Origin of the sequence: Agromyces lapidis (assembly GCF_009749405.1) — a bacterium.
Taxonomy (GTDB): domain Bacteria; phylum Actinomycetota; class Actinomycetes; order Actinomycetales; family Microbacteriaceae; genus Agromyces; species Agromyces lapidis.
The window spans coordinates 24,476-42,291 of sequence record NZ_WBIQ01000002.1; the positions used below are offsets into that span (position 1 = coordinate 24,476).

Genomic DNA, 17,816 nt, shown 5'->3' on the forward strand with positions numbered 1-17,816 from the left:
GGCACCGCTGACCGGCCGTCGCGAACTCCGGGCGGCACCCTCCGGTCGGAGCGGGCGTCACGACTTCCGCGTTCGAACGAGCTGTGATCGGAGCCCGGCCAGGAGCGCGCTCCGGGTTCACCCTCGCAGCGCGAGGGCGAAGGGAAGCACCTCGGCCGCGCCCGCGAGGCGGAGCTCGCGGGCGGCGATCGTGAGGGTCCACCGGCTGTCGGCGAGGTCGTCGACGAGCAGCACCGGCCCGGCCGGCACCTCGAGCCCGGCGGCCGAGAACCGGCCCCACACGCCCGCGAGCCGGAACGCGCTGTTGCCGCCGGGCTGCCCGCTCGGCCCGCCGTCGACGGGTTCGAGCGCGCCGAGGTAGGGGAGCCGGCCGACCTCGGCGAGGCCGTGGGCGAGGGAACCGACGAGCTGCGGCTTCGAGCGCGACGGCATCGCCACGACCGCGACCGGCCGCTCGCTCCAGCCCCAGTCGGCGAGCACCCGCACGCAGGCGGCGAGCAGCTGCGGTGAGACCGGCGCATCTGCCGCGCCCGCCGCGAAGAGCTCGCGCAGCGTGCCGCCCCAGCCGAGGTCGGTGAGGCGGGCGAGCGCCCGACCCTCGCCAGCCTGCTCGGCCGGAGAGATGCGACCCTTCACCGGAACCCCGAGCCGGTCGGCGCCGGTCGGCCAGGCGCGGCGCGGCTCGATCGGAACGCCGACCCGGTCGAGCGCCTTCGCCGCGGTCGCCGACGCCTCAGCGCCGATCTCGGACGGATACCAGACGCCCGCGCAGTTGTCGCAGCGCCCGCACGGTGCTGCGGTGGCATCGTCGAGGGAGCGCTGCAGGAACTCCATGCGGCACCCGCTCGTCGTCTCGTACTCGATCATGTGCTGCTGCTCGGCAACGCGCTCGGCGGCGATGCGCCGGTAGCGCTCTTCGTCGTAGACCCACGGCTCGCCCGTCGCGACCCAGCCGCCCTGCACGCGCCGCACGGCGCCGTCGACGTCGAGCACCTTCAGCAGCAGTTCGAGCGGCGTTCGCCGGAGGTCGACCATCGCCTCGAGCGCCGGCGTCGACACGGGGGAGCCAGAGAGCGCCCCGATGACCCGCTCCGCCCGCTCGCGATCGGGCATCGAGGCGGTCGCGAAGTAGTGCCAGATCTCGCGGTCTTCGACGCCGGGCAGCAGGAGCACATCGGCCGATTCGGTCGCGCGGCCCGCGCGGCCGACCTGCTGGTAGTACGCGACGGGCGACGACGGCGCCCCGAGGTGCAGCACGAAGCCGAGGTCGGGCTTGTCGAAGCCCATGCCGAGCGCGCTCGTCGCGACGAGCGCCTTGACTTCGTTGCGCTTCAGCATGCCCTCGGACTCGGCCCGCTCGTCGGGGTCGGTCTGCCCCGTGTACGCCCGCACCTCGTGCCCGCGCTCGCGCAGCAGCCGGGCGGTGTCGTTCGCCGCAGCCACCGTCAGCGTGTAGATGATGCCCGAGCCGGGCAGCTCATCGAGATGCCCGACGAGCCATGCCAGCCGGCTCGCCGAGTCGGGCAGTCGCAGCACCCCGAGCCGCAGCGAGGTGCGGGCGAGGGGGCCGCGAATGGTGACGACCCCGCCGCCCGCACCGTCGGGCGAGCCGGATGCCTCACCGCCGAGCTGCTCGGCGACGTCGGCGACCACCCGGCTGTTCGCCGTCGCGGTGGTGGCGAGCACGGGCACCTCGGCCGGCATCTGCGCGATCAGCTCGCGCAGTCGCCGGTAGTCGGGGCGGAAGTCGTGCCCCCAGTCGCTGATGCAGTGCGCCTCGTCGACGACGAGCATGCCGATGCGGCGCACGAGCGCGGGCAGCTGCTCGTCGCGGAACGAGGGGTTGTTGAGCCGCTCGGGCGAGACGAGCAGCACGTCGACCTCGTCGCGCTCGAGCCGTGCGAGCACCTCGCCCCACTCGTGCGGGTTGGTCGAGTTGATGGCGACGGCCCGCACGCCCGCCCGCTCGGCCGCGGCGATCTGGTCGCGCATGAGCGCGAGCAGCGGCGACACGAGCACGGTGGGGCCGCCGCCCCGACGGCGCAGCAGCAGGGTCGCGACGAAGTACACGGCCGACTTGCCCCAGCCGGTGCGCTGCACGACGAGGGCGCGGCGCCGGCCCTCGACGAGCGCCTCGATCGCCTCGAACTGGCCGTCGTGGAACTCGGCGTCGTCGCGCCCGACGAGCTCGCGCAGTGCCCCGAGGGCGGCGGTTCGGGTCTCGGTCTCGGCCGGCGGCGTCATGCCCTCCAGCCTGCCCGATGCCGCCGACAGACCGGGCGCCGAGCGGCGCCGCGACGCTCCGATCTCGGCGCTCACAGGGGATTCTCAGGGGCATCCGTCGCGGAACCGCGTCATGAACCGGCCGCCCGGCCGTCTCCTCCATGACGGCGATGACCGCCGTCCGTCCTCACCCGAGGGGACCGTCTCTGCGGCCGCGCACCCGAATGCCCGGCCGTCTCGCACGCGCGCTTCCGCGCGCGTGCCGTGCTGCCGCGCCTTCCCGGGTCGCGGGATCGTCGCCCGTCGACGCATCCCGTTCCGGACGCCCGTAACGGAAGGAATGGTCTGTTGACGACCGTTGAGAGTGGAACACCCCCCAACCGCCTCGCCCGCGCGAGGAAGGCGATCGCGATGCTCGTCGCGATCCTGCTCGGCGTCGCGGCGAACGTGCTCGCCGTCGGCGTCGCGGCCAACGCGGCCGAGGGCTCGCCGATCTCGATCGACGACGTCGCATTCGTGAACAGCGAGTTCGACGACGGCAGCAGCCAGGAACTCACGGTGCGGTGGAGCGTGCCCGGCGAGGCGGTGAACCCCGTCAGCGTCACCATGGACCTGCCCGAGGGGCTCACCGGCCACGAGGACCGCTTCGCGATGCTGGACCCCGACGGCGAGCCCGCCGGCGAGTGCCTCGTGACCTCGTCGAAGATCACCTGCACGGTCGACCCCGACTACGTCGAGGGCCACGAGCTCGAGATGAGCGGCGAGTTCACCTTCCGTGCGCAGGTCTGGCTCGAGAACCTCGAGACCGAGGAGCACGTCTTCGACTTCGGCGACGTCGAGGCGCCCGCCACGGTGCATCCCAACCCCTCGCGCTGCTTCGAGGACTGCGCGTTCGGCGGCTGGAACGGCTGGAAGAGCGGCAGCTACCACAACCTCGACGACACCATCACCTGGTGGGTCATCCTGCCGACCGGGCCCGACGGCATCCCCGCCGGCCGGCACATCTCCGTCGTCGACGACCTCGACGAGTCCGCGTTCGAGATCATCGGCGACCCGCAGGTGCACGAGGCCCGCTCGCTCGCCTACGACTCCCTCGGCCGGCAGCAGCCGGTCTTCCGCGACAAGCCCGCCGGCGAGGTCACCGTCTCCGCCGACCGCACGCGCGTCGACTTCACCTCCGTCGCCGGGCTCGGCTCGGCCGCGCCCGAGGGCGAGCAGGGCATCTCGGGGTCGGCCTACGAGGTCGTGTGGAAGGTTCGCGTGCTCGACGAGGGCAAGGCGAAGACCTACAAGAACACCGCGAGCTACGAGATCGACGGCGTCGACCCCGGCACCCTCACCGGCACCGCCACCCGCTATTCGGGTTCGGGCACCGTCGTCGGACGCAACTTCGGCAAGTTCGAGCTCACCAAGGAGCTCGCCGGCGACACCACGCTGACGCCCGAGTTCACGGTGAACTACACGGCCTCGCTCGACGGCGAGGTCACCGAGCAGCGCACCATCTCGCTGCGCGCGGGCGAGTCGTTCATGAGCGACGAGCTCTTCAAGGGCACCACGATCACGCTCGACGAGGTCGTGCCCGTCGAACCGGCGAACGTCACCTGGGCCGACCCGGTGTTCGTGCTCCCCGACGGCACCGAGTCCGAGCGGCTGGAGCTGACGTTCTCGTCGGCGAACGGCAACCTCGGCAAGGTGACCGAGATCCGCCTCCAGAACCGGGCGACCCTCGACACCGGCTCGCTCGGTGCGCGCAAGGCCGTCGTCAACGACGACGGCATGCGGATCCCCGAGGACACGACGTTCACGCTGGGCTACCGCTGGGCCGCGAACCTCGCGAAGGGCATCCCGGCCGGCAGCGGTTCGGTGCAGCTGCCCCTCGGCGGTGAGCGGGTCGAGATCGGCGGGCTCCCGGTCGGTGCGGTCGTGACGTTCGACGAACCGGGCCCGGCGACGATCCCCGGCGCGAGCTGGCAGACGCCGGTGATCGAGCCCGCCCAGGTCACGATCGGTGCCGACACCGACGACGTCGAGGTGTCGGTGATGAACACCCTGGTCCGCGACCGCGGGGCGTTCGAGATCGTGAAGCGCCTCGACGGCGACGGTGCGGGGCTCGTCGACGACCCCACCTTCACCGTGAAGTGGTCGTACCCGGCCGACGTCGAACGGGGCATCTACGAAGGTGCGGAGGGCACCGTCGAGGTGACCGCCGGCGGCGACGCCGCACTCGTCGAGGGTCTGCCCGCCGGTGCCGTCGTCACGCTCGAGGAGGTGCTCGAGGAGGTCGAGGGCGGCACCTGGCAGGAGCCCGTCTTCAGCGAGAAGACCTTCACGGTCGTGAAGGACAACCGCATCACGGTCGACCTCGACAACGAGCTGACGCTCGACTCCGGGTACTTCTCGGCCGTCAAGGTGCTCGACGGCACCGGTGCCGCGCTCGTGCCCGAGACCGACACCTTCACCATCCGCTACGCGTACGACGCGGGCGTCGGCTTCCAGGCGGGCGAGGGCGAGCTCGCCGTCTCGGCCGACGGCTCGGTGGCGACGAGCGGGCCGCTGCCGTACGGCGCCGTGCTGCGCCTCAGCGAGGCGGAGCCGGCCCCCGTCGTCGGCGGCACCTGGACCGGGCTCGGCGGTTTCTCGCCCGAGACCGTCACGATCGGCGACGGCACCACCGTGGCCGTCACGGTGACCAACACGATCAGCCGCGATGTCGGCGCCTTCAGCCTGCAGAAGCGGGTCGAGGGCAGCGGCGCGCACCTCGCTGCACCCGATGACGAGTACACCTTCACGTACGAGTACCCCGCGGGGCCGGGCTTCGAGGCGCTCGAGCCGACCGAGCTCGTCGTGCCCGGCGACGGCAGCGCGGTGACGGTCGACGAGCTGCCGGCCGGCGCCGTCGTGACCCTGCGCGAGCTCGCCCCCGGCGCGGTCGACGGCGGAACCTGGACGACGCCCCGCTTCGAGGCGTCGAACACCTTCGTCGTCACGAAGGACGAGCAGCTCGACGTCGTCGCGGTGAACACGCTCGAGCTGAACTCGGGGGCGTTCTCGGTGCGCAAGGACGTGGTCGGCTCCGGCGCGGGCGAGCTGCCGGCCGACGCGCAGTTCACCGTGCACTACGAGTTCCCCGCAGGCACCGGCTTCGCGGGCGGCTCCGGCATGCTCACGGTGCGCGCCGACGGCGAGGCCGTGACGAGCGAGCCGATTCCGTTCGGCGCGGTCGTCACCCTGACCGAGGCCGTGCCGGCCGAGGTCGACGGCGCGAGCTGGACGGGCGCCGAGTTCAGCGAGGACACGGTCGTGATCGGCGACGGCACCGTCGTCGAGGTCACCCTCACGAACACGCTCGAACTGCCCGCAGCGAACCAGATCGCCTCGACGGGCGTCGAGGGTCTCGTGCCCGCGCTCGCCGCCGGCGCCCTGGCGATGCTCGCCGGCGCCGTGCTGTTCGTCGTGGCGCGCCGCCGCCGCGCATAGCGGCAGCCGACGAGCGGGCCGCGCATTCCTCGGGGTGCGCGGCCCGTTCCGGCTCCGGCTCAGGGGCTCGATCGCGAAGTTAAGGCGATCGCCGGATGCCGCGCCGCCGCCTCAGAGCGCAGTCTCGAAGTCGACCGAGCAGGAGGAGTCGACATGTTGATCTCGGAGAGCACCTTCCCCCACCTTCGCGCCGCCGAGGAGGCCCGGCTCGCGCACGAGCTCGAGCGCCGCCGGGTCGCGGCCGAACGGCTGGCCGAACCGGCACGCCCCGAGCCGCGGCGGCACCGCCCGCGGCGTGCTCGCCGCGCGGCCGCCGCAGCGGGTGGCTGGGCGACGGCCTGACGCCGCGCGTCAGCCGAGCAGCTCCTGCACGCGGTTCGAGGCGGGCATGCGCAGCCCGTCGAGTGCGATCGCGATGACGTCGTCGGCGAGCTTGTCGGCATCTTCGCGGCCGCCCGGCCGGTACCACTCGACGATCGAGTTGATCATGCCGAAGACGAGTCGCGCGACGACGCTCGCGTCGAGGTCGCTGCGCAGCGTGCCCTCGGCCTGCGCCTCTTCGACGAGCGCCGTGATGGCCCGGTCGAAGGCGCGCCGGCGTGCGAGGGCGCGGCGCTCGACCTCGGTGTTGCCGCGCACGCGCAGCAGCAGCGTGACGGTCGGCAGCTTCGCGACGAGCACGTGCACCGCACCGCGGAGTGCGAGGTCGAGGCGATCGGCCGGGCGGCCGCCCGAGGCATCCGCGTCGTGGAGCACCCCCTCGAGTGCGCTCAGCGCGTCGTCGAGGGCGCGCTCGAGGATCTCGTCCTTCGAGGCGAAGTGGTGGTAGATGGCCGACTTCGAGAGGCCGAGCCGATCGGCGAGCACGCCCATCGAGGTCGCGTCGTAGCCGTACTGGTTGAAGGCGGCGACGGCGACGTCGAGGATGCCCTGCTGGTCGTAGCCCGGGCGGCCCCGTCGGAGTGATCCGTTCTCGCTCATCGCCCCAAGTCTCTCACCCGTCGGCCGCGGCGCCCGCTGCGCCACCTCGGCGCGCGGCGACCGCCCTCACTGGCCCCGCAGGTCGTAGACCCGCTTGTACTTGCCCTCGCTGCGCGGCAGCGCACCCGGCTCCTCGAGCCGCACCTCGACGGTCGAGCCGATGAGCACCTTGATGCGCTTCGCGAGCACCTCGGTCGCCGCCTCGCACACCTCGCGCGAGAGGTCGGGGTGCCGCTCGATGCGCACCGCCATGGCGTCCATGCGGCCCTCGCGGGTGAGTTCGAGGATGAAGTGGGGGGTGAGCTGCTCGATGCCGAGCACGATCTCCTCGATCTGCGTCGGGAAGAGGTTCACCCCGCGCAGGATGATCATGTCGTCGTTGCGGCCCGTGATCTTCTCGATGCGGCGCATCGCGGGGCGCGCGGTGCCGGGCAGCAGGCGCGTGAGGTCGCGCGTGCGGTAGCGGATGACCGGGAAGGCCTCCTTCGTGAGCGAGGTGAAGACGAGCTCGCCCATCTCGCCGTCGCCGAGCACCGCGCCCGAGTCGCCGTCGATGATCTCGGGCAGGAAGTGGTCCTCCCAGATGTGCGGGCCGTCCTTCGTCTCGATGCACTCGTTGCCGACGCCCGGCCCCATGACCTCGCTGAGCCCGTAGATGTCGAGCGCGTCGATGCCGAGCCGCTGCTCGAGTTCGTGGCGCATCTCGTTCGTCCAGGGCTCGGCGCCGAGCACGGCCGTCTTGAGCGAGGTCGAGCGCGGATCGACGCCCGCCGCGATCATGGCGTCGGCGATCGTGAGCAGGTAGCTCGGCGTGCAGAGGATCGCGTCGGGCTCGAAGTCGACGATGAGCTGCACCTGGCGGGCCGTCTGGCCGCCCGACATCGGGATGACGGTGGCCCCGAGCTTCTCGATGCCGGCGTGGGCCCCGAGGCCGCCGGTGAACAGCCCGTAGCCGTAGGCGTTGTGCACCTTCATGCCGGGGCGCACGCCGCTCGCGCGGAGCGAGCGGGCGATGAGCGTCGCCCACCGTTCGAGGTCGCCCTTCGTGTAGCCGACGACCGTGGGGCGCCCGGTGGTGCCGCTCGAGGCGTGGATGCGCGCGACCTCGGCCATCGGCACGGCGAACATGCCGAAGGGGTAGGTCTGGCGCAGGTCCTCCTTCGTCGTGAAGGGCAGTTTCGCGACGTCGGCGAGGCGCTGGATGTCACGGGGGTGCACCCCCGCCGCGTCGAACTTCGCCGTGTAGAGGGGCACGTTCGCGTACGCGTGCGCGACGGTCTGCTGCAGCCGCTCGAGCTGCAGCGCCTCGAGCTCGGAGCGGGTCATCCGCTCTTCGGGGTCGAGCTCGTCGGGGCGAGGGGGCACGAGGCCCGAGACGGTGGGGGAGGTGGTCGTCGTCGACACGTGGGACTCCGTGCTGCTCAGAGGGTGCGGTTGGTGGAGAGGGAGCGGCCGCGGAACTCGGCGACCGCGTCGCCGTGCTCGTCGACGACCGAGACGTCGTAGAGTCCGGTGCGGCCCGACCGGGTGCGGCGGACGGCGGTCGCGGTGAGGGTCTGCCCCGCGACGGTGGACTTCAGGAAGGTGATGTCGGCGCCCGCGGCGACGGTGACGGTCTCGTCTTCGTTGCAGGCGATCGCGAAGGCGGTGTCGGCGAGGGTGAAGACGAGGCCGCCGTGGGTGATGCCGAAGCCGTTGGTCATGTCGTCGCGCACCTGCATCGACACGACGGCGTGGCCGGGGTCGTCGTGCTCGACGACCATGCCGAGCGCCGCTGAGGCGAGGTCGCGCTGCATCATCGCGCGGTTCGGGGCGGTCGCGGCATCCGTCATGTTCGACTCCTCTTCGAGTTCGGCGTCGTTGCTGCGACGCTGACGATGACTATATACTAACTGAACGATCGGTTAGTAATGCCGGATGCCCCGTGGTGCCGTCATTCGCGAATCACCCGATCCCCACGAAGACACAGGAGTCGATGATGACCGCAGCCGCCGTGCTCAGCCCGGTCGCCGATCAGGCGTCCGACGAGGAAGGCCGGGCCCTCTTCGACGAGCTCATCGCGAAGGACTCGCGCATCGAGCCCCGCGACTGGATGCCCGAGGCGTACCGCAAGACCCTCATCCGCCAGATCAGCCAGCACGCCCACTCCGAGATCATCGGCATGCAGCCCGAGTCGAACTGGATCACGCGGGCGCCGAGCCTCAAGCGCAAGGCCATCCTCATGGCCAAGGTGCAAGACGAGGCGGGCCACGGGCTCTACCTCTACTCGGCGGCGCAGACCCTCGGCATCGGCCGCGACGAGATGATGGACCAGCTCATCGAGGGGCGTGCGCGCTACTCGTCGATCTTCAACTACACGACCCCGACCTGGGCCGACATGGGCGCGATCGGCTGGCTCGTCGACGGCGCTGCGATCTGCAACCAGGTGCCGCTCTGCCGCGCCTCGTACGGCCCGTACGGCCGCGCGATGGTGCGCATCTGCAAAGAGGAGTCGTTCCACCAGCGGCAGGGCTTCGAGATCCTGCTCGAGCTCATGCAGGGCACCCCCGAGCAGCGGCAGATGGCCCAGGACTCGGTGAACCGCTGGTACTGGCCGGCGCTGCAGATGTTCGGCCCGCCCGACGACCAGTCGCCGAACTCGGCCCAGTCGATGGCGTGGAACATCAAGCGCTTCTCGAACGACGAACTGCGCCAGCGCTTCGTCGGCATGCTCGTGCCGCAGGCCGAGGTGCTCGGGGTCACCCTGCCCGACCCGAACCTCGCCTGGAACGAGGAGAAGCAGGCCTACGACATGAGCGAGATCGACTGGACCGAGTTCAACGAGGTGCTCGCCGGCCGCGGCCCCGCCAACGCCGAGCGCCTGCGCCGTCGCCGCGAGGCGCACGAAGAAGGCGCATGGGTGCGCGAGGCCGCCGCCGAGTACGCCCGAAAGCAGTCCGAGCGAGTGAAGGCGGTGGCGTGATGTCGACCCCCGGTGAGATGGGAACCGAGCCCTGGCCCCTGTGGGAGGTCTTCGTGCGCGCCAACCGCGGCCTCAGCCACGTGCACGTCGGCTCGCTGCACGCGCCCGACGCCGACATGGCCGTGCGCAACGCCCGCGACCTCTACACCCGTCGCAACGAGGGCGTCTCGATCTGGGTCGTGCCGGCCGACGCCGTCACGACGAGCGACCCCGACGCGAAGGGCGCCTTCTTCGAGAGCCCGGCCGGCAAGAACTACCGGCACGCGGTGTACTACACGAAGAGCGAAGGGGTGAAGCACCTGTGAGCGGCGCCGATCTCGACCCGCACGGCGAGGTCTCGGTCGACCGGCTCGCGCTCGCCGAGGAGCTCGCCGGCGCGGGCGCGGGCGAGGGCGCGGTCGCCTCCGAGGATGCCGCGGAGTACGCCCTTCGCCTCGGCGACGACGCGCTCGTGCTGGCCCAGCAGCTCGGCATGTGGATCACCCGTGCGCCCGAGCTCGAGGAGGACATCGCCCTCGGCAACATCGGTCTCGACCTCATCGGCCACGCCCGCTCGCTGCTGCACTACGCCGGCAGCGCCACGGGCCGCAGCGAAGACGAGCTCGCCTACTGGCGCGACGAGCCCGAGTGGCGCAACGCCTGGCTCTTCGAGCAGCCGAACGGCGACTTCGCGTGCACGATCGCGCGTCAGCTCGTGGCATCCCTCTACCTCTTCGAGCTGTACAGCGCGCTCGCCGATTCGACCGACCCGACCCTCGCAGCGATCGCCGCGAAGTCGGTGAAGGAGGTCGACTACCACCGCGACCACTCGACGCAGTGGGTGCTGCGGCTCGCGGGCGGCACCGAGGAGTCGCGCCGCCGCATGATTCGCGGCGTCGAGGTCACCTGGCCGTACGTCGACGAGCTGTTCGCCGACGACGAGCTCACCGAGCGGCTCGCCGCCGACGGCGTCGCCGTGCTGCCCTCGACGCTGCGACCCGCCTTCGAGTCGGCCGTCGACGAGGTCTTCGCGGAGGCCGCGCTCGAGCGGCCCACCGGCCGAACCGCCTACACCGCCTCGGGCGGCGGACGCCGGGGCTCGCACACCGAGCACCTCGGGCCGCTGCTCGCCGAGATGCAGGTGCTCGCCCGCCAGCACCCGGGGGCATCGTGGTGACCGCGACCGGTGGTCTCGATACGGCGCTGCGCGCCCACTCGACCGACCATGCCTGGCAGGTCGCGGCGACCGTGACCGACCCCGAGATCCCCGTGCTGACCATCGAAGACCTGGGCGTGCTGCGCACGGTCGAGGTCGCCGACGACGGCGCGGTGCACGTCGAACTCACGCCGACGTACAGCGGATGCCCCGCGATGGACGCCATGCGCGACGACGTCGTGCTCGCACTCACCCACGCGGGCTACGACGAGGTGCGGGTCGACCTCGTGCTCGCTCCCGCCTGGACCACCGACTGGATGACCGACGCCGGCAAGCAGAAGCTGCGCCGCTACGGAATCCAGGCGCCCACGGGGCTCGCCGCCGCGCGCGGCGCGGGACCGGTGCGCGTGCAGCTCGCCGTGAAGTGCCCCCGCTGCGACTCGCTCGACACCCGCGAGATCGCCCGCTTCGGCTCGACCTCGTGCAAGGCGCTCTACGAGTGCCGCGCCTGCCTCGAGCCCTTCGACTACTTCAAGGTGATCTGATGGCGGCGAGAAACCTGGGCTCGACCGAGACGGCGGCCGAGGCGTTCCTCAACGCGACCGTCGGCGGCGAGGCTGCGACCACCGAAGCGGCGACGAAGCGCCGTCGCGCACGATTCCACTCGCTCGAGGTCGCCGAGGTGCGCCCGCTCACGAGCGATGCCGTCGAGGTGACCTTCACCGTGCCGGTCGAGCTGGCCGAGGAGTACAGCTACCTGCCCGGGCAGTACGTCGCCCTCCGCAAGGAGCTCGAGGGGCACGAGCGCCGCCGCAGCTACTCGATCTGCCGCCCGCCGCGGGTCGCCGACGACGGCACCGGCCTCATCTCGGTCGGCATCAAGCGCGACCTCGGCGGCATCTTCTCGAGCTGGGCGAACAGCGAACTGCAGCCGGGCGACACCCTCGACGTGATGAGCCCGCAGGGCACCTTCACCTCGACCCTCGACGCGCTCGACGGCAAGCACGTCGTCGCGATCGCGGCGGGCTCGGGCATCACGCCGCTCATGGCGCTCGCGCAGACGGTGCTCGCCCGCTCCGAGACCTCCGAGTTCGAGCTCGTCTACACGAACCGCTCGACGCTCGACGTGATGTTCCTCGAGGAGCTCGCCGAGCTCAAGGATCGCTACCCCTCACGGCTCGCGCTGCACCACGTGCTCTCGCGCGAGCAGCGCACGGCGCCGATCCTCTCCGGGCGCATCGACGCCGAGAAGCTCGGGACGATGCTCGACGTGCTGATCCGGCCCGAGACGGTCGACGAGTGGTTCCTCTGCGGGCCGTTCGAGCTCGTGCAGCTCGCCCGCGACACCCTCGAGGCGCGCGGCGTGCCCGCGGCGCACGTGCGCTACGAGCTGTTCACGACCGACGCCGATCGGGTCGAGCCGCGCCACGGGCGGCCGGTCGAGGTGAAGCAGGGCGAGGACACGGTCGCGATCGAGTTCACCCTCGACGGGCAGTCGTCGACCGTCGAGAGCCCGGTGTCGGCGAACGAGTCGATCCTGAACGCCGCGCTGCGGGTGCGTCCCGACGTGCCGTTCGCCTGCGCCGGCGGCGTGTGCGGCACTTGCCGTGCGCGGGTCGTCGAGGGCAGTGTGAACATGACCGAGAACTACGCGCTCGAACCCGACGAGCTCGAGCGCGGCTACGTGCTCACCTGCCAGTCGCACCCGAAGTCCGAGCGCGTCGTCGTCGACTACGACGTCTAGCAGTTCGCGCCTGGCGCTCCGGGGGTCGTTCTCCGGCAGAGGCAGCGTGCGTGGCCCATGCGGGTGGCGGAGAACGACCCCCGGAACGCAATTGGAGGATCGAAGATGATCGAACTGAGCACCATGGACGGCGTCGCCGAGATCGTGCTGAACGCGCCCGAGAAGCTCAACTCGCTCGATGCGGCGGCGCTCGGCGAGCTCAGCGCCGCCTACGCGGAGGCAGAGCGCCTCGCGGGAAGCGGAGACATCCGGGCGCTCGTGCTGCGCGGCGAGGGGCGCGCGTTCTGCGCGGGCCGCGACATCTCGGGCGTCGACCCCCGCGAGGACGACGTGCAGGGCTACCTCGGCGGGCTCGTCGAGCCGCTGCTGCAGCGCATGGCCGCGATCCCGGTGCCGACGTTCGCCGTCGCGCACGGTGCGTGCCTCGGCGTCGGACTCGGGCTGCTCATCGCGAGCGACATCGTCTACGTCGCCGACACCGCCAAGATCGGCTCGCCGTTCGCGAACCTCGGCGCGACCCTCGATTCGGGCGGCCACGCCCTCTTCGTCGAGCGCCTCGGCGCGCACCGCACGATGGACCTCATCGTCAGCGGCCGGCTCATGACGGGTGCCGAGGCAGTCGCCGCGGGCCTGTTCTCCCAGGTGTTCCCCGCCGACGAGGTGCTGGATGCCACCCGCTCCGCGGCAGCTCGGGCGGCGCAGGGCGCCACGCAGGCGTTCGTCGCCTCGAAGCGGCTCGTCGCGTCGCTGCGCGACCAGCGGCTCGGGCTCTGGGCGTCGATGGTCGAGGAGAACCGTGCGCAGGCCGCGCTCTGCGACACCGCCGACTACCGCGAGGGCTTCGCCGCGTTCCAGGAGAAGCGGAAGCCCGAGTTCACGGGGCGCGGCTGAGCCAAGAGCGGAGGAGCGCGCCGTGCCCGCTAGGCTGGCGGTCACGTTCATCGGAGCTGTGGGGGATTGTGCCGAATCTGCTGATCGAGCGCTCAGCGCTCGACGAGGTGACGCGCGGGCTCGAGCGCACGGCTGAACTCATCGACCGCCGCCGCGAGGTCGCCCGGTGCGAGGGCGCGATGTTCGGCTCGACGATCGTCGAAGCCGCCGTCGAGGAGGCCGTCTCGGTGCTCGAAGCGCGTCGCTCGGTCATCGAACGACTGCTTCGCGAGTTCGCCGCACATCCCACACGAGTGGTCGACGACTTCGCCGACCTCGACGTGGCGATCGCCGGTGGCATCTGATGGCGTGGACCTGGGAAAATCCCGGCGCTGGTTCGCCCGGTTCGGTCCGCGAGGCGGCCGGTGTGCGCAGCGACGCCGCCGTCGACGCCGGTGAAGCGAGGCGGCGTGTGGGCGAAGCCGGGGCCGTGTCCGACGAGGTGTGGCTCGGTGCGGCGAAAGAGAGGTTCTCGGCCAGGGCCTCGGAGATCGGTCCCGAACTTCGGCACCTCGCCGACGGCTGGAGCGAGCAGGCCAAGGTGCTTGCGGTCTTCGCCGACGAACTCGAAGCGTTGCGTGCACGCCAGGCATCGCTCGATCGGGAGCGCCTCAACACCGACGAGGAGCTCGCGACCCTCTTCGCGGAGCTCGCGACGGTCTCACGCGACGAGGCACTCATGATGAAGGACCCGCTGCTCTTCGCCGATTGGGATCGCAACCGCGATGACGTCCAATGGCGGATCGATCGAGCCGAGGCGCGGCAGGCCCAACTGACCGCGAACTGGAACCGACTCGTCGCAGATCGCGAAGACCTCGACCGTCGCACGGTCGCGGCGTTGCAGTCGCGTGAGATCGTCGGCGGTATGTGGGGCTTCGGCGCAGCGGCGAGTTCTCCCAGCGGTCGAGCGCTTCGATCGAATGGCACGGATGTCCGAAGTCGAGCTTGCGATCCTCTTCGAGAGCCACCCCGAACTGCTCGCAGAAGCTGAAGCGAACGATCCCTCGGTGATCGCCGAATGGTGGGGCTCGCTCGACAACGGTCAACGTGTGTCGCTGTTCGCCGGTGCGACCGCGCTCGTGGGCGCACTCAACGGGCTTCCGATCCTCGTGCGCGTCGCGGCGAACCGGCGAAACGCGAGGCGCATCCTCGATGCGTCCCGGCAGCGACTGGACACCTTGGAAGAACGGCGCGAACTCCGCGAGCGAGTGCCGCACGGTGGGCGGAGCGAGGAGACAGACCTCCTGAGGAAACAGATCGCCTACCTCGAACAAGTGGTCGACGGAGACATCCAGCTGTACCTCTACCAACCCGAGAACGATCGCATCATCGAGTTGATCGGCGACCCGACGACCGCGAAGCGCGTCATGTCATTCATGCCGGGCACGAATGCCAGTCTGGAGCTCATGTACGACGGACTGGTCGATCCGGATGATCCCTACCGTTCGGGTTCTCAACAGGAGTTCACCGCATGGCAGGTCGCGAACGGCGGCGGGGACCTGCTCGGCTTCGTGTTCAAGGACGGGACCTTCCCGCAGCTCGATGAGTTGGTGTGGAACGGCCCGCAGCTGAACGGAGCCGCCGATTCGATCGGGTCGAAGTACGCGGCGTTCCACCAGGGGCTCGATTCCGTCGGCTTCGCCGATTTTCCGCGGGCCAGCATCGAGCACAGTTTCGGCTCGGCCCCCGCCGGAGAGGCAGAGAAGGTGGTCGACTTCGATACCAGAGTCCTGTTGGCGCCGATCGGGATGAAGGCCGGCTGGCAAGCCGACCCGAAGACCGAGTACTTCGTGTACGCGGCCGAGGATGACATCAACAAACGCTTCTACAACGCGCACATTCCGTTGCCTGTGATCGACGGGCTCGGCTACGGGTTCTCGCCTGAGTCGGGAGGTGCGCTCGTGGTCCGCGAGAGCGGTATCCCGGCAGAGAACGAGTTCTGGAAGGGGGCCACAACGGTCGGCGGTCCGGTAGGTGCGTTCGTCGGCGAGGTCTGGCGGATCGGCGACTCGATCGATCATCACAATCGGATCATCTCCTCGACGGACAATCAACGAGTTCTAGGCGATGTCCGCGAGCTGATCCGGAGGACGAGATGAGACAGAACTACTGCCTCGGCGTGACGTTGGTCGTCGCGGGCCTTTCGCTGACCGGGTGCGCGACTGTACCTGACTTTGATTCGGCGCGCGACGAGGTGCGTGACGACATGCAGACGATCGTCGATCTACTTCCGGCAGGCTCGGTCGATCACGTCGAGGACCCGATCCCACGAGGATTCGTCTCGTGCGATGGAGGCGGCATGTACACAGGCAGGTGGCTCGTCTACCTCGACGATCCACGCCGCGTCGGTGTGGAGGTGGCCGCGCTCCGTGTGGCGGCGGCCAGCGAAGGCTATGTCGAGGATGCGAAGCTCGAGAGCGACGATCAGTTGTTCCGAGTCCGACAGCCCACAGATCCGGAGGGCGTCCTCGTCTCAGTCGGACAGTATGAAGACCTCGGTGGCACCCCATACATCGAGATCATGGGATTCGCCCGCTGCAGTCAGAAGCCGGAAGGCGTCGAATGAGTGGAGACGGCATGAGCGATCGGGCGCCCGAGGCGCAGCGCATCGAAGGCGACGCCGACATCGGGGGCGCCCGGGTGCACCCCGAGCCGATCGTCGGCGGCAAGGCCAGTTCGGTACCGGCATCGACGGGGGGTGATGCGGTCGGCGCGGTGATCCTGCTCGTGGTGATGGGGGTCGTCGCGCTCGTTGCGATCTTCTACGGAATTCTCATCGCGGCTGCTTCGTCTTGCTATGGGGACTGCAACGCGATGCTGATCGGTGCGGGTGCCGTCATCGGAACCTTCGGCCCACTGGTCATCGCCATCGTCGCCCTCGTGTTCACCCTCATGCAGATCGGGCAGCGCAAGCACGCCGTCGGGGTACCGCTGCTCGCGACCTTCGGGATCGTGTTCATCGCGATCTTCGCCAACGGCATCGCCTCAGCCGGGGTCGGGTAGCACCGCCAGCACGACGAGCGTGGGCGAGCGCTGCGGTCGGGCCGCGGCGTCAGGCGAGCGATTCGAGCAGCGGGATGCAGAACCAGATCCCGACCATGACGACGATCGGCAGGAACGCGAGCAGCGGGATGCGCTGCTTCAGCCGCCGACCCTGTGGAGCGACGCCGCGGGGCATCGAGGGGATCGGGCCGAGGGTCGGCGCGACGTCGGCGCTCTGCTCGGCGAGGCGCTCGTCGCGCCAGCGCTCCCACCGCGCGAGCTTCGCGTTCAGCGCGTCGACGGTCGAGAAGACCCACTCCCACATCGCCGGGTCGGCGCTCGAGAACGATCGTCCGCCGCTGGCGTACACGTAGAGGCGGTCGTCGACGATCTCGACATCGAGATCGGCGCCGGCATCGACGAAACGCGCCATGACGTCGGGCGTGAACAGGTAGAGGGCGTCGGCCTCGTAGCCTTCTGGGCAGTACAGGGCGAACGAGCGGTCGAAGTCGCCCTCGAGTGAAAGGCGCTGCGCGGACGCGAGGGCGACGGGCAGGTTCGAGCCGAGCAGTTTCGAGTCGTTGCCGACCCCGTCGAGCACGATGTGCGGCAGCGTGCGGTCGAGCGCGAACGCGAGGTACGACCAGCGGAACGTCTCGTGCGTCTTCGTCGTCTTCTGGACGTACCGGTAGTTCGCGATCTCGACGGCCCGCGGGTGCGACAGGCGCACGATCTCGCTCGCAGCGCGATCGCTGCCGAGCGCGAAGATCATTCCGGGTGCCTCCGGCTCGGCGATGCGCGGCACGAACTCGAATCCGTTCGCGGCAGCGAAACGACTGACCCTGAAGCGCGCCTCGCCCTCGAGGCGGGACGACTTCACCGCGTACCAGCCGAAGCCCGCGATGATCGTCACGGCACCGGCGAACGCGATCGGGAACACCAGGTCGCCGGGGATCCCGACGCCCGTGGAGGCCTCGAGCACTCCGTCGACGAGCATCACGACGAAGAGGAGCGGCAGGGCGACGATGACCGCCGCGAACCCGCCGAGGAGGAGCCCGAAGAGCACGCCGTACCAGCGGATGCCGCCGCCACTCGCCCGGAGGCCGTTGCGGACCTCGTAGTCGCGCACGGCGGCGTGATCGACCGGATCCAGGAGCGGGGCGGGGTCGAACCGCGGGTTCGTGGTCTGCCGGATGTCGCTCATCCCGCAGATCGTACCGGTGCCTGCGCGCGGCGCGGGTGCTCGCCGCTCGGGTGTCGATGCCGGGCTTCGGGACCTTCCGTTCGAGACAGCCCCTCTGCTAGCATCCGACGGTAATCTTGCAGCAAATTTACAGAAGATCGTTGGAAATCAGCAGGCCATCACTCGAAGGAGAGTCCAT

The 17,816-nt window shown here is 70.5% G+C and carries 18 protein-coding genes; 13 read left to right on the forward strand and 5 right to left on the reverse strand.

Features of this window, described 5'->3' with window-relative positions; all coding sequences use genetic code 11:
* Window positions 1–117 precede the first annotated feature (117 nt).
* Window positions 118–2,244, reverse strand: coding sequence for a RecQ family ATP-dependent DNA helicase (locus tag GQQ93_RS03330; RefSeq protein ID WP_157423360.1), 2,127 nt, complete (start codon window positions 2,242–2,244; stop codon window positions 118–120).
* 390 nt (window positions 2,245–2,634) lie between these two features.
* Here GQQ93_RS03330 and GQQ93_RS03335 point away from each other — a divergent pair, with 390 nt between their 5' ends.
* The gene (locus GQQ93_RS03335; protein WP_157422830.1) at window positions 2,635–5,700 is read left to right on the forward strand and encodes a DUF5979 domain-containing protein; all 3,066 of its coding nucleotides are present in this window, start codon (window positions 2,635–2,637) and stop codon (window positions 5,698–5,700) included.
* A 153-nt stretch (window positions 5,701–5,853) separates the two neighbouring features.
* On the forward strand, window positions 5,854–6,042 hold the full coding sequence (locus GQQ93_RS03340; RefSeq protein ID WP_157422831.1) for a hypothetical protein: 189 nt from the start codon (window positions 5,854–5,856) through the stop codon (window positions 6,040–6,042).
* A 9-nt stretch (window positions 6,043–6,051) separates the two neighbouring features.
* Here the strand turns inward: GQQ93_RS03340 and GQQ93_RS03345 are convergent, their stop codons facing one another.
* From GQQ93_RS03345 to paaI, 3 genes are all read right to left on the reverse strand, one after another.
* Window positions 6,052–6,681, reverse strand: coding sequence for a TetR/AcrR family transcriptional regulator (locus GQQ93_RS03345; RefSeq protein ID WP_157422832.1), 630 nt, complete (start codon window positions 6,679–6,681; stop codon window positions 6,052–6,054).
* A gap of 66 nt (window positions 6,682–6,747) precedes the next feature.
* On the reverse strand, window positions 6,748–8,007 hold the full coding sequence (paaK, locus tag GQQ93_RS03350) for a phenylacetate--CoA ligase PaaK (protein WP_157423361.1): 1,260 nt from the start codon (window positions 8,005–8,007) through the stop codon (window positions 6,748–6,750).
* Window positions 8,008–8,102: 95 nt separating this feature from the next.
* Window positions 8,103–8,513: a hydroxyphenylacetyl-CoA thioesterase PaaI gene (gene paaI / locus GQQ93_RS03355; protein ID WP_157422833.1), complete on the reverse strand. Its 411-nt coding sequence runs from the start codon at window positions 8,511–8,513 to the stop codon at window positions 8,103–8,105.
* A 146-nt stretch (window positions 8,514–8,659) separates the two neighbouring features.
* On the opposite strand from paaI, the gene paaA reads away from it, so the two are divergent.
* The 11 genes from paaA (at window position 8,660) to GQQ93_RS03410 (ending at window position 16,455) form a co-directional block, all read left to right on the forward strand.
* Window positions 8,660–9,643 (forward strand): 1,2-phenylacetyl-CoA epoxidase subunit PaaA, encoded by a 984-nt coding sequence (paaA, locus tag GQQ93_RS03360; protein WP_157422834.1) that lies wholly within the window; start codon window positions 8,660–8,662, stop codon window positions 9,641–9,643.
* The gene (gene paaB, locus GQQ93_RS03365; RefSeq protein WP_157422835.1) at window positions 9,643–9,948 is read left to right on the forward strand and encodes a 1,2-phenylacetyl-CoA epoxidase subunit PaaB; all 306 of its coding nucleotides are present in this window, start codon (window positions 9,643–9,645) and stop codon (window positions 9,946–9,948) included. The genes paaA and paaB overlap by 1 nt, the downstream gene beginning before the upstream one ends.
* Window positions 9,945–10,799, forward strand: a complete 855-nt coding sequence (paaC, locus tag GQQ93_RS03370) for a 1,2-phenylacetyl-CoA epoxidase subunit PaaC (protein WP_157422836.1) — start codon at window positions 9,945–9,947, stop codon at window positions 10,797–10,799. Before paaB ends, paaC begins: the two co-directional genes overlap by 4 nt.
* Window positions 10,796–11,323: a 1,2-phenylacetyl-CoA epoxidase subunit PaaD gene (paaD, locus tag GQQ93_RS03375; RefSeq protein ID WP_246192069.1), complete on the forward strand. Its 528-nt coding sequence runs from the start codon at window positions 10,796–10,798 to the stop codon at window positions 11,321–11,323. The genes paaC and paaD overlap by 4 nt, the downstream gene beginning before the upstream one ends.
* The gene (gene paaE, locus GQQ93_RS03380; RefSeq protein WP_157422837.1) at window positions 11,323–12,522 is read left to right on the forward strand and encodes a 1,2-phenylacetyl-CoA epoxidase subunit PaaE; all 1,200 of its coding nucleotides are present in this window, start codon (window positions 11,323–11,325) and stop codon (window positions 12,520–12,522) included. Before paaD ends, paaE begins: the two co-directional genes overlap by 1 nt.
* A gap of 105 nt (window positions 12,523–12,627) precedes the next feature.
* A complete protein-coding gene (locus GQQ93_RS03385) occupies window positions 12,628–13,413 on the forward strand; it encodes an enoyl-CoA hydratase/isomerase family protein (protein ID WP_157422838.1) in 786 nt (261 codons plus the stop codon).
* A gap of 68 nt (window positions 13,414–13,481) precedes the next feature.
* Window positions 13,482–13,757, forward strand: coding sequence for a hypothetical protein (locus tag GQQ93_RS03390; protein WP_157422839.1), 276 nt, complete (start codon window positions 13,482–13,484; stop codon window positions 13,755–13,757).
* 62 nt (window positions 13,758–13,819) lie between these two features.
* Window positions 13,820–14,443, forward strand: coding sequence for a hypothetical protein (locus GQQ93_RS03395; protein ID WP_170296109.1), 624 nt, complete (start codon window positions 13,820–13,822; stop codon window positions 14,441–14,443).
* On the forward strand, window positions 14,382–15,551 hold the full coding sequence (locus GQQ93_RS03400; protein ID WP_157422841.1) for a hypothetical protein: 1,170 nt from the start codon (window positions 14,382–14,384) through the stop codon (window positions 15,549–15,551). Before GQQ93_RS03395 ends, GQQ93_RS03400 begins: the two co-directional genes overlap by 62 nt.
* Window positions 15,548–16,018: a hypothetical protein gene (locus GQQ93_RS03405; protein WP_157422842.1), complete on the forward strand. Its 471-nt coding sequence runs from the start codon at window positions 15,548–15,550 to the stop codon at window positions 16,016–16,018. The genes GQQ93_RS03400 and GQQ93_RS03405 overlap by 4 nt, the downstream gene beginning before the upstream one ends.
* 11 nt (window positions 16,019–16,029) lie before the next feature.
* Window positions 16,030–16,455: a hypothetical protein gene (locus tag GQQ93_RS03410; RefSeq protein ID WP_157422843.1), complete on the forward strand. Its 426-nt coding sequence runs from the start codon at window positions 16,030–16,032 to the stop codon at window positions 16,453–16,455.
* 49 nt (window positions 16,456–16,504) lie between these two features.
* Here the strand turns inward: GQQ93_RS03410 and GQQ93_RS03415 are convergent, their stop codons facing one another.
* Complete coding sequence (locus GQQ93_RS03415) at window positions 16,505–17,638, reverse strand: hypothetical protein (protein WP_157422844.1); 1,134 nt, start codon at window positions 17,636–17,638, stop codon at window positions 16,505–16,507.
* Window positions 17,639–17,816 lie beyond the last annotated feature (178 nt).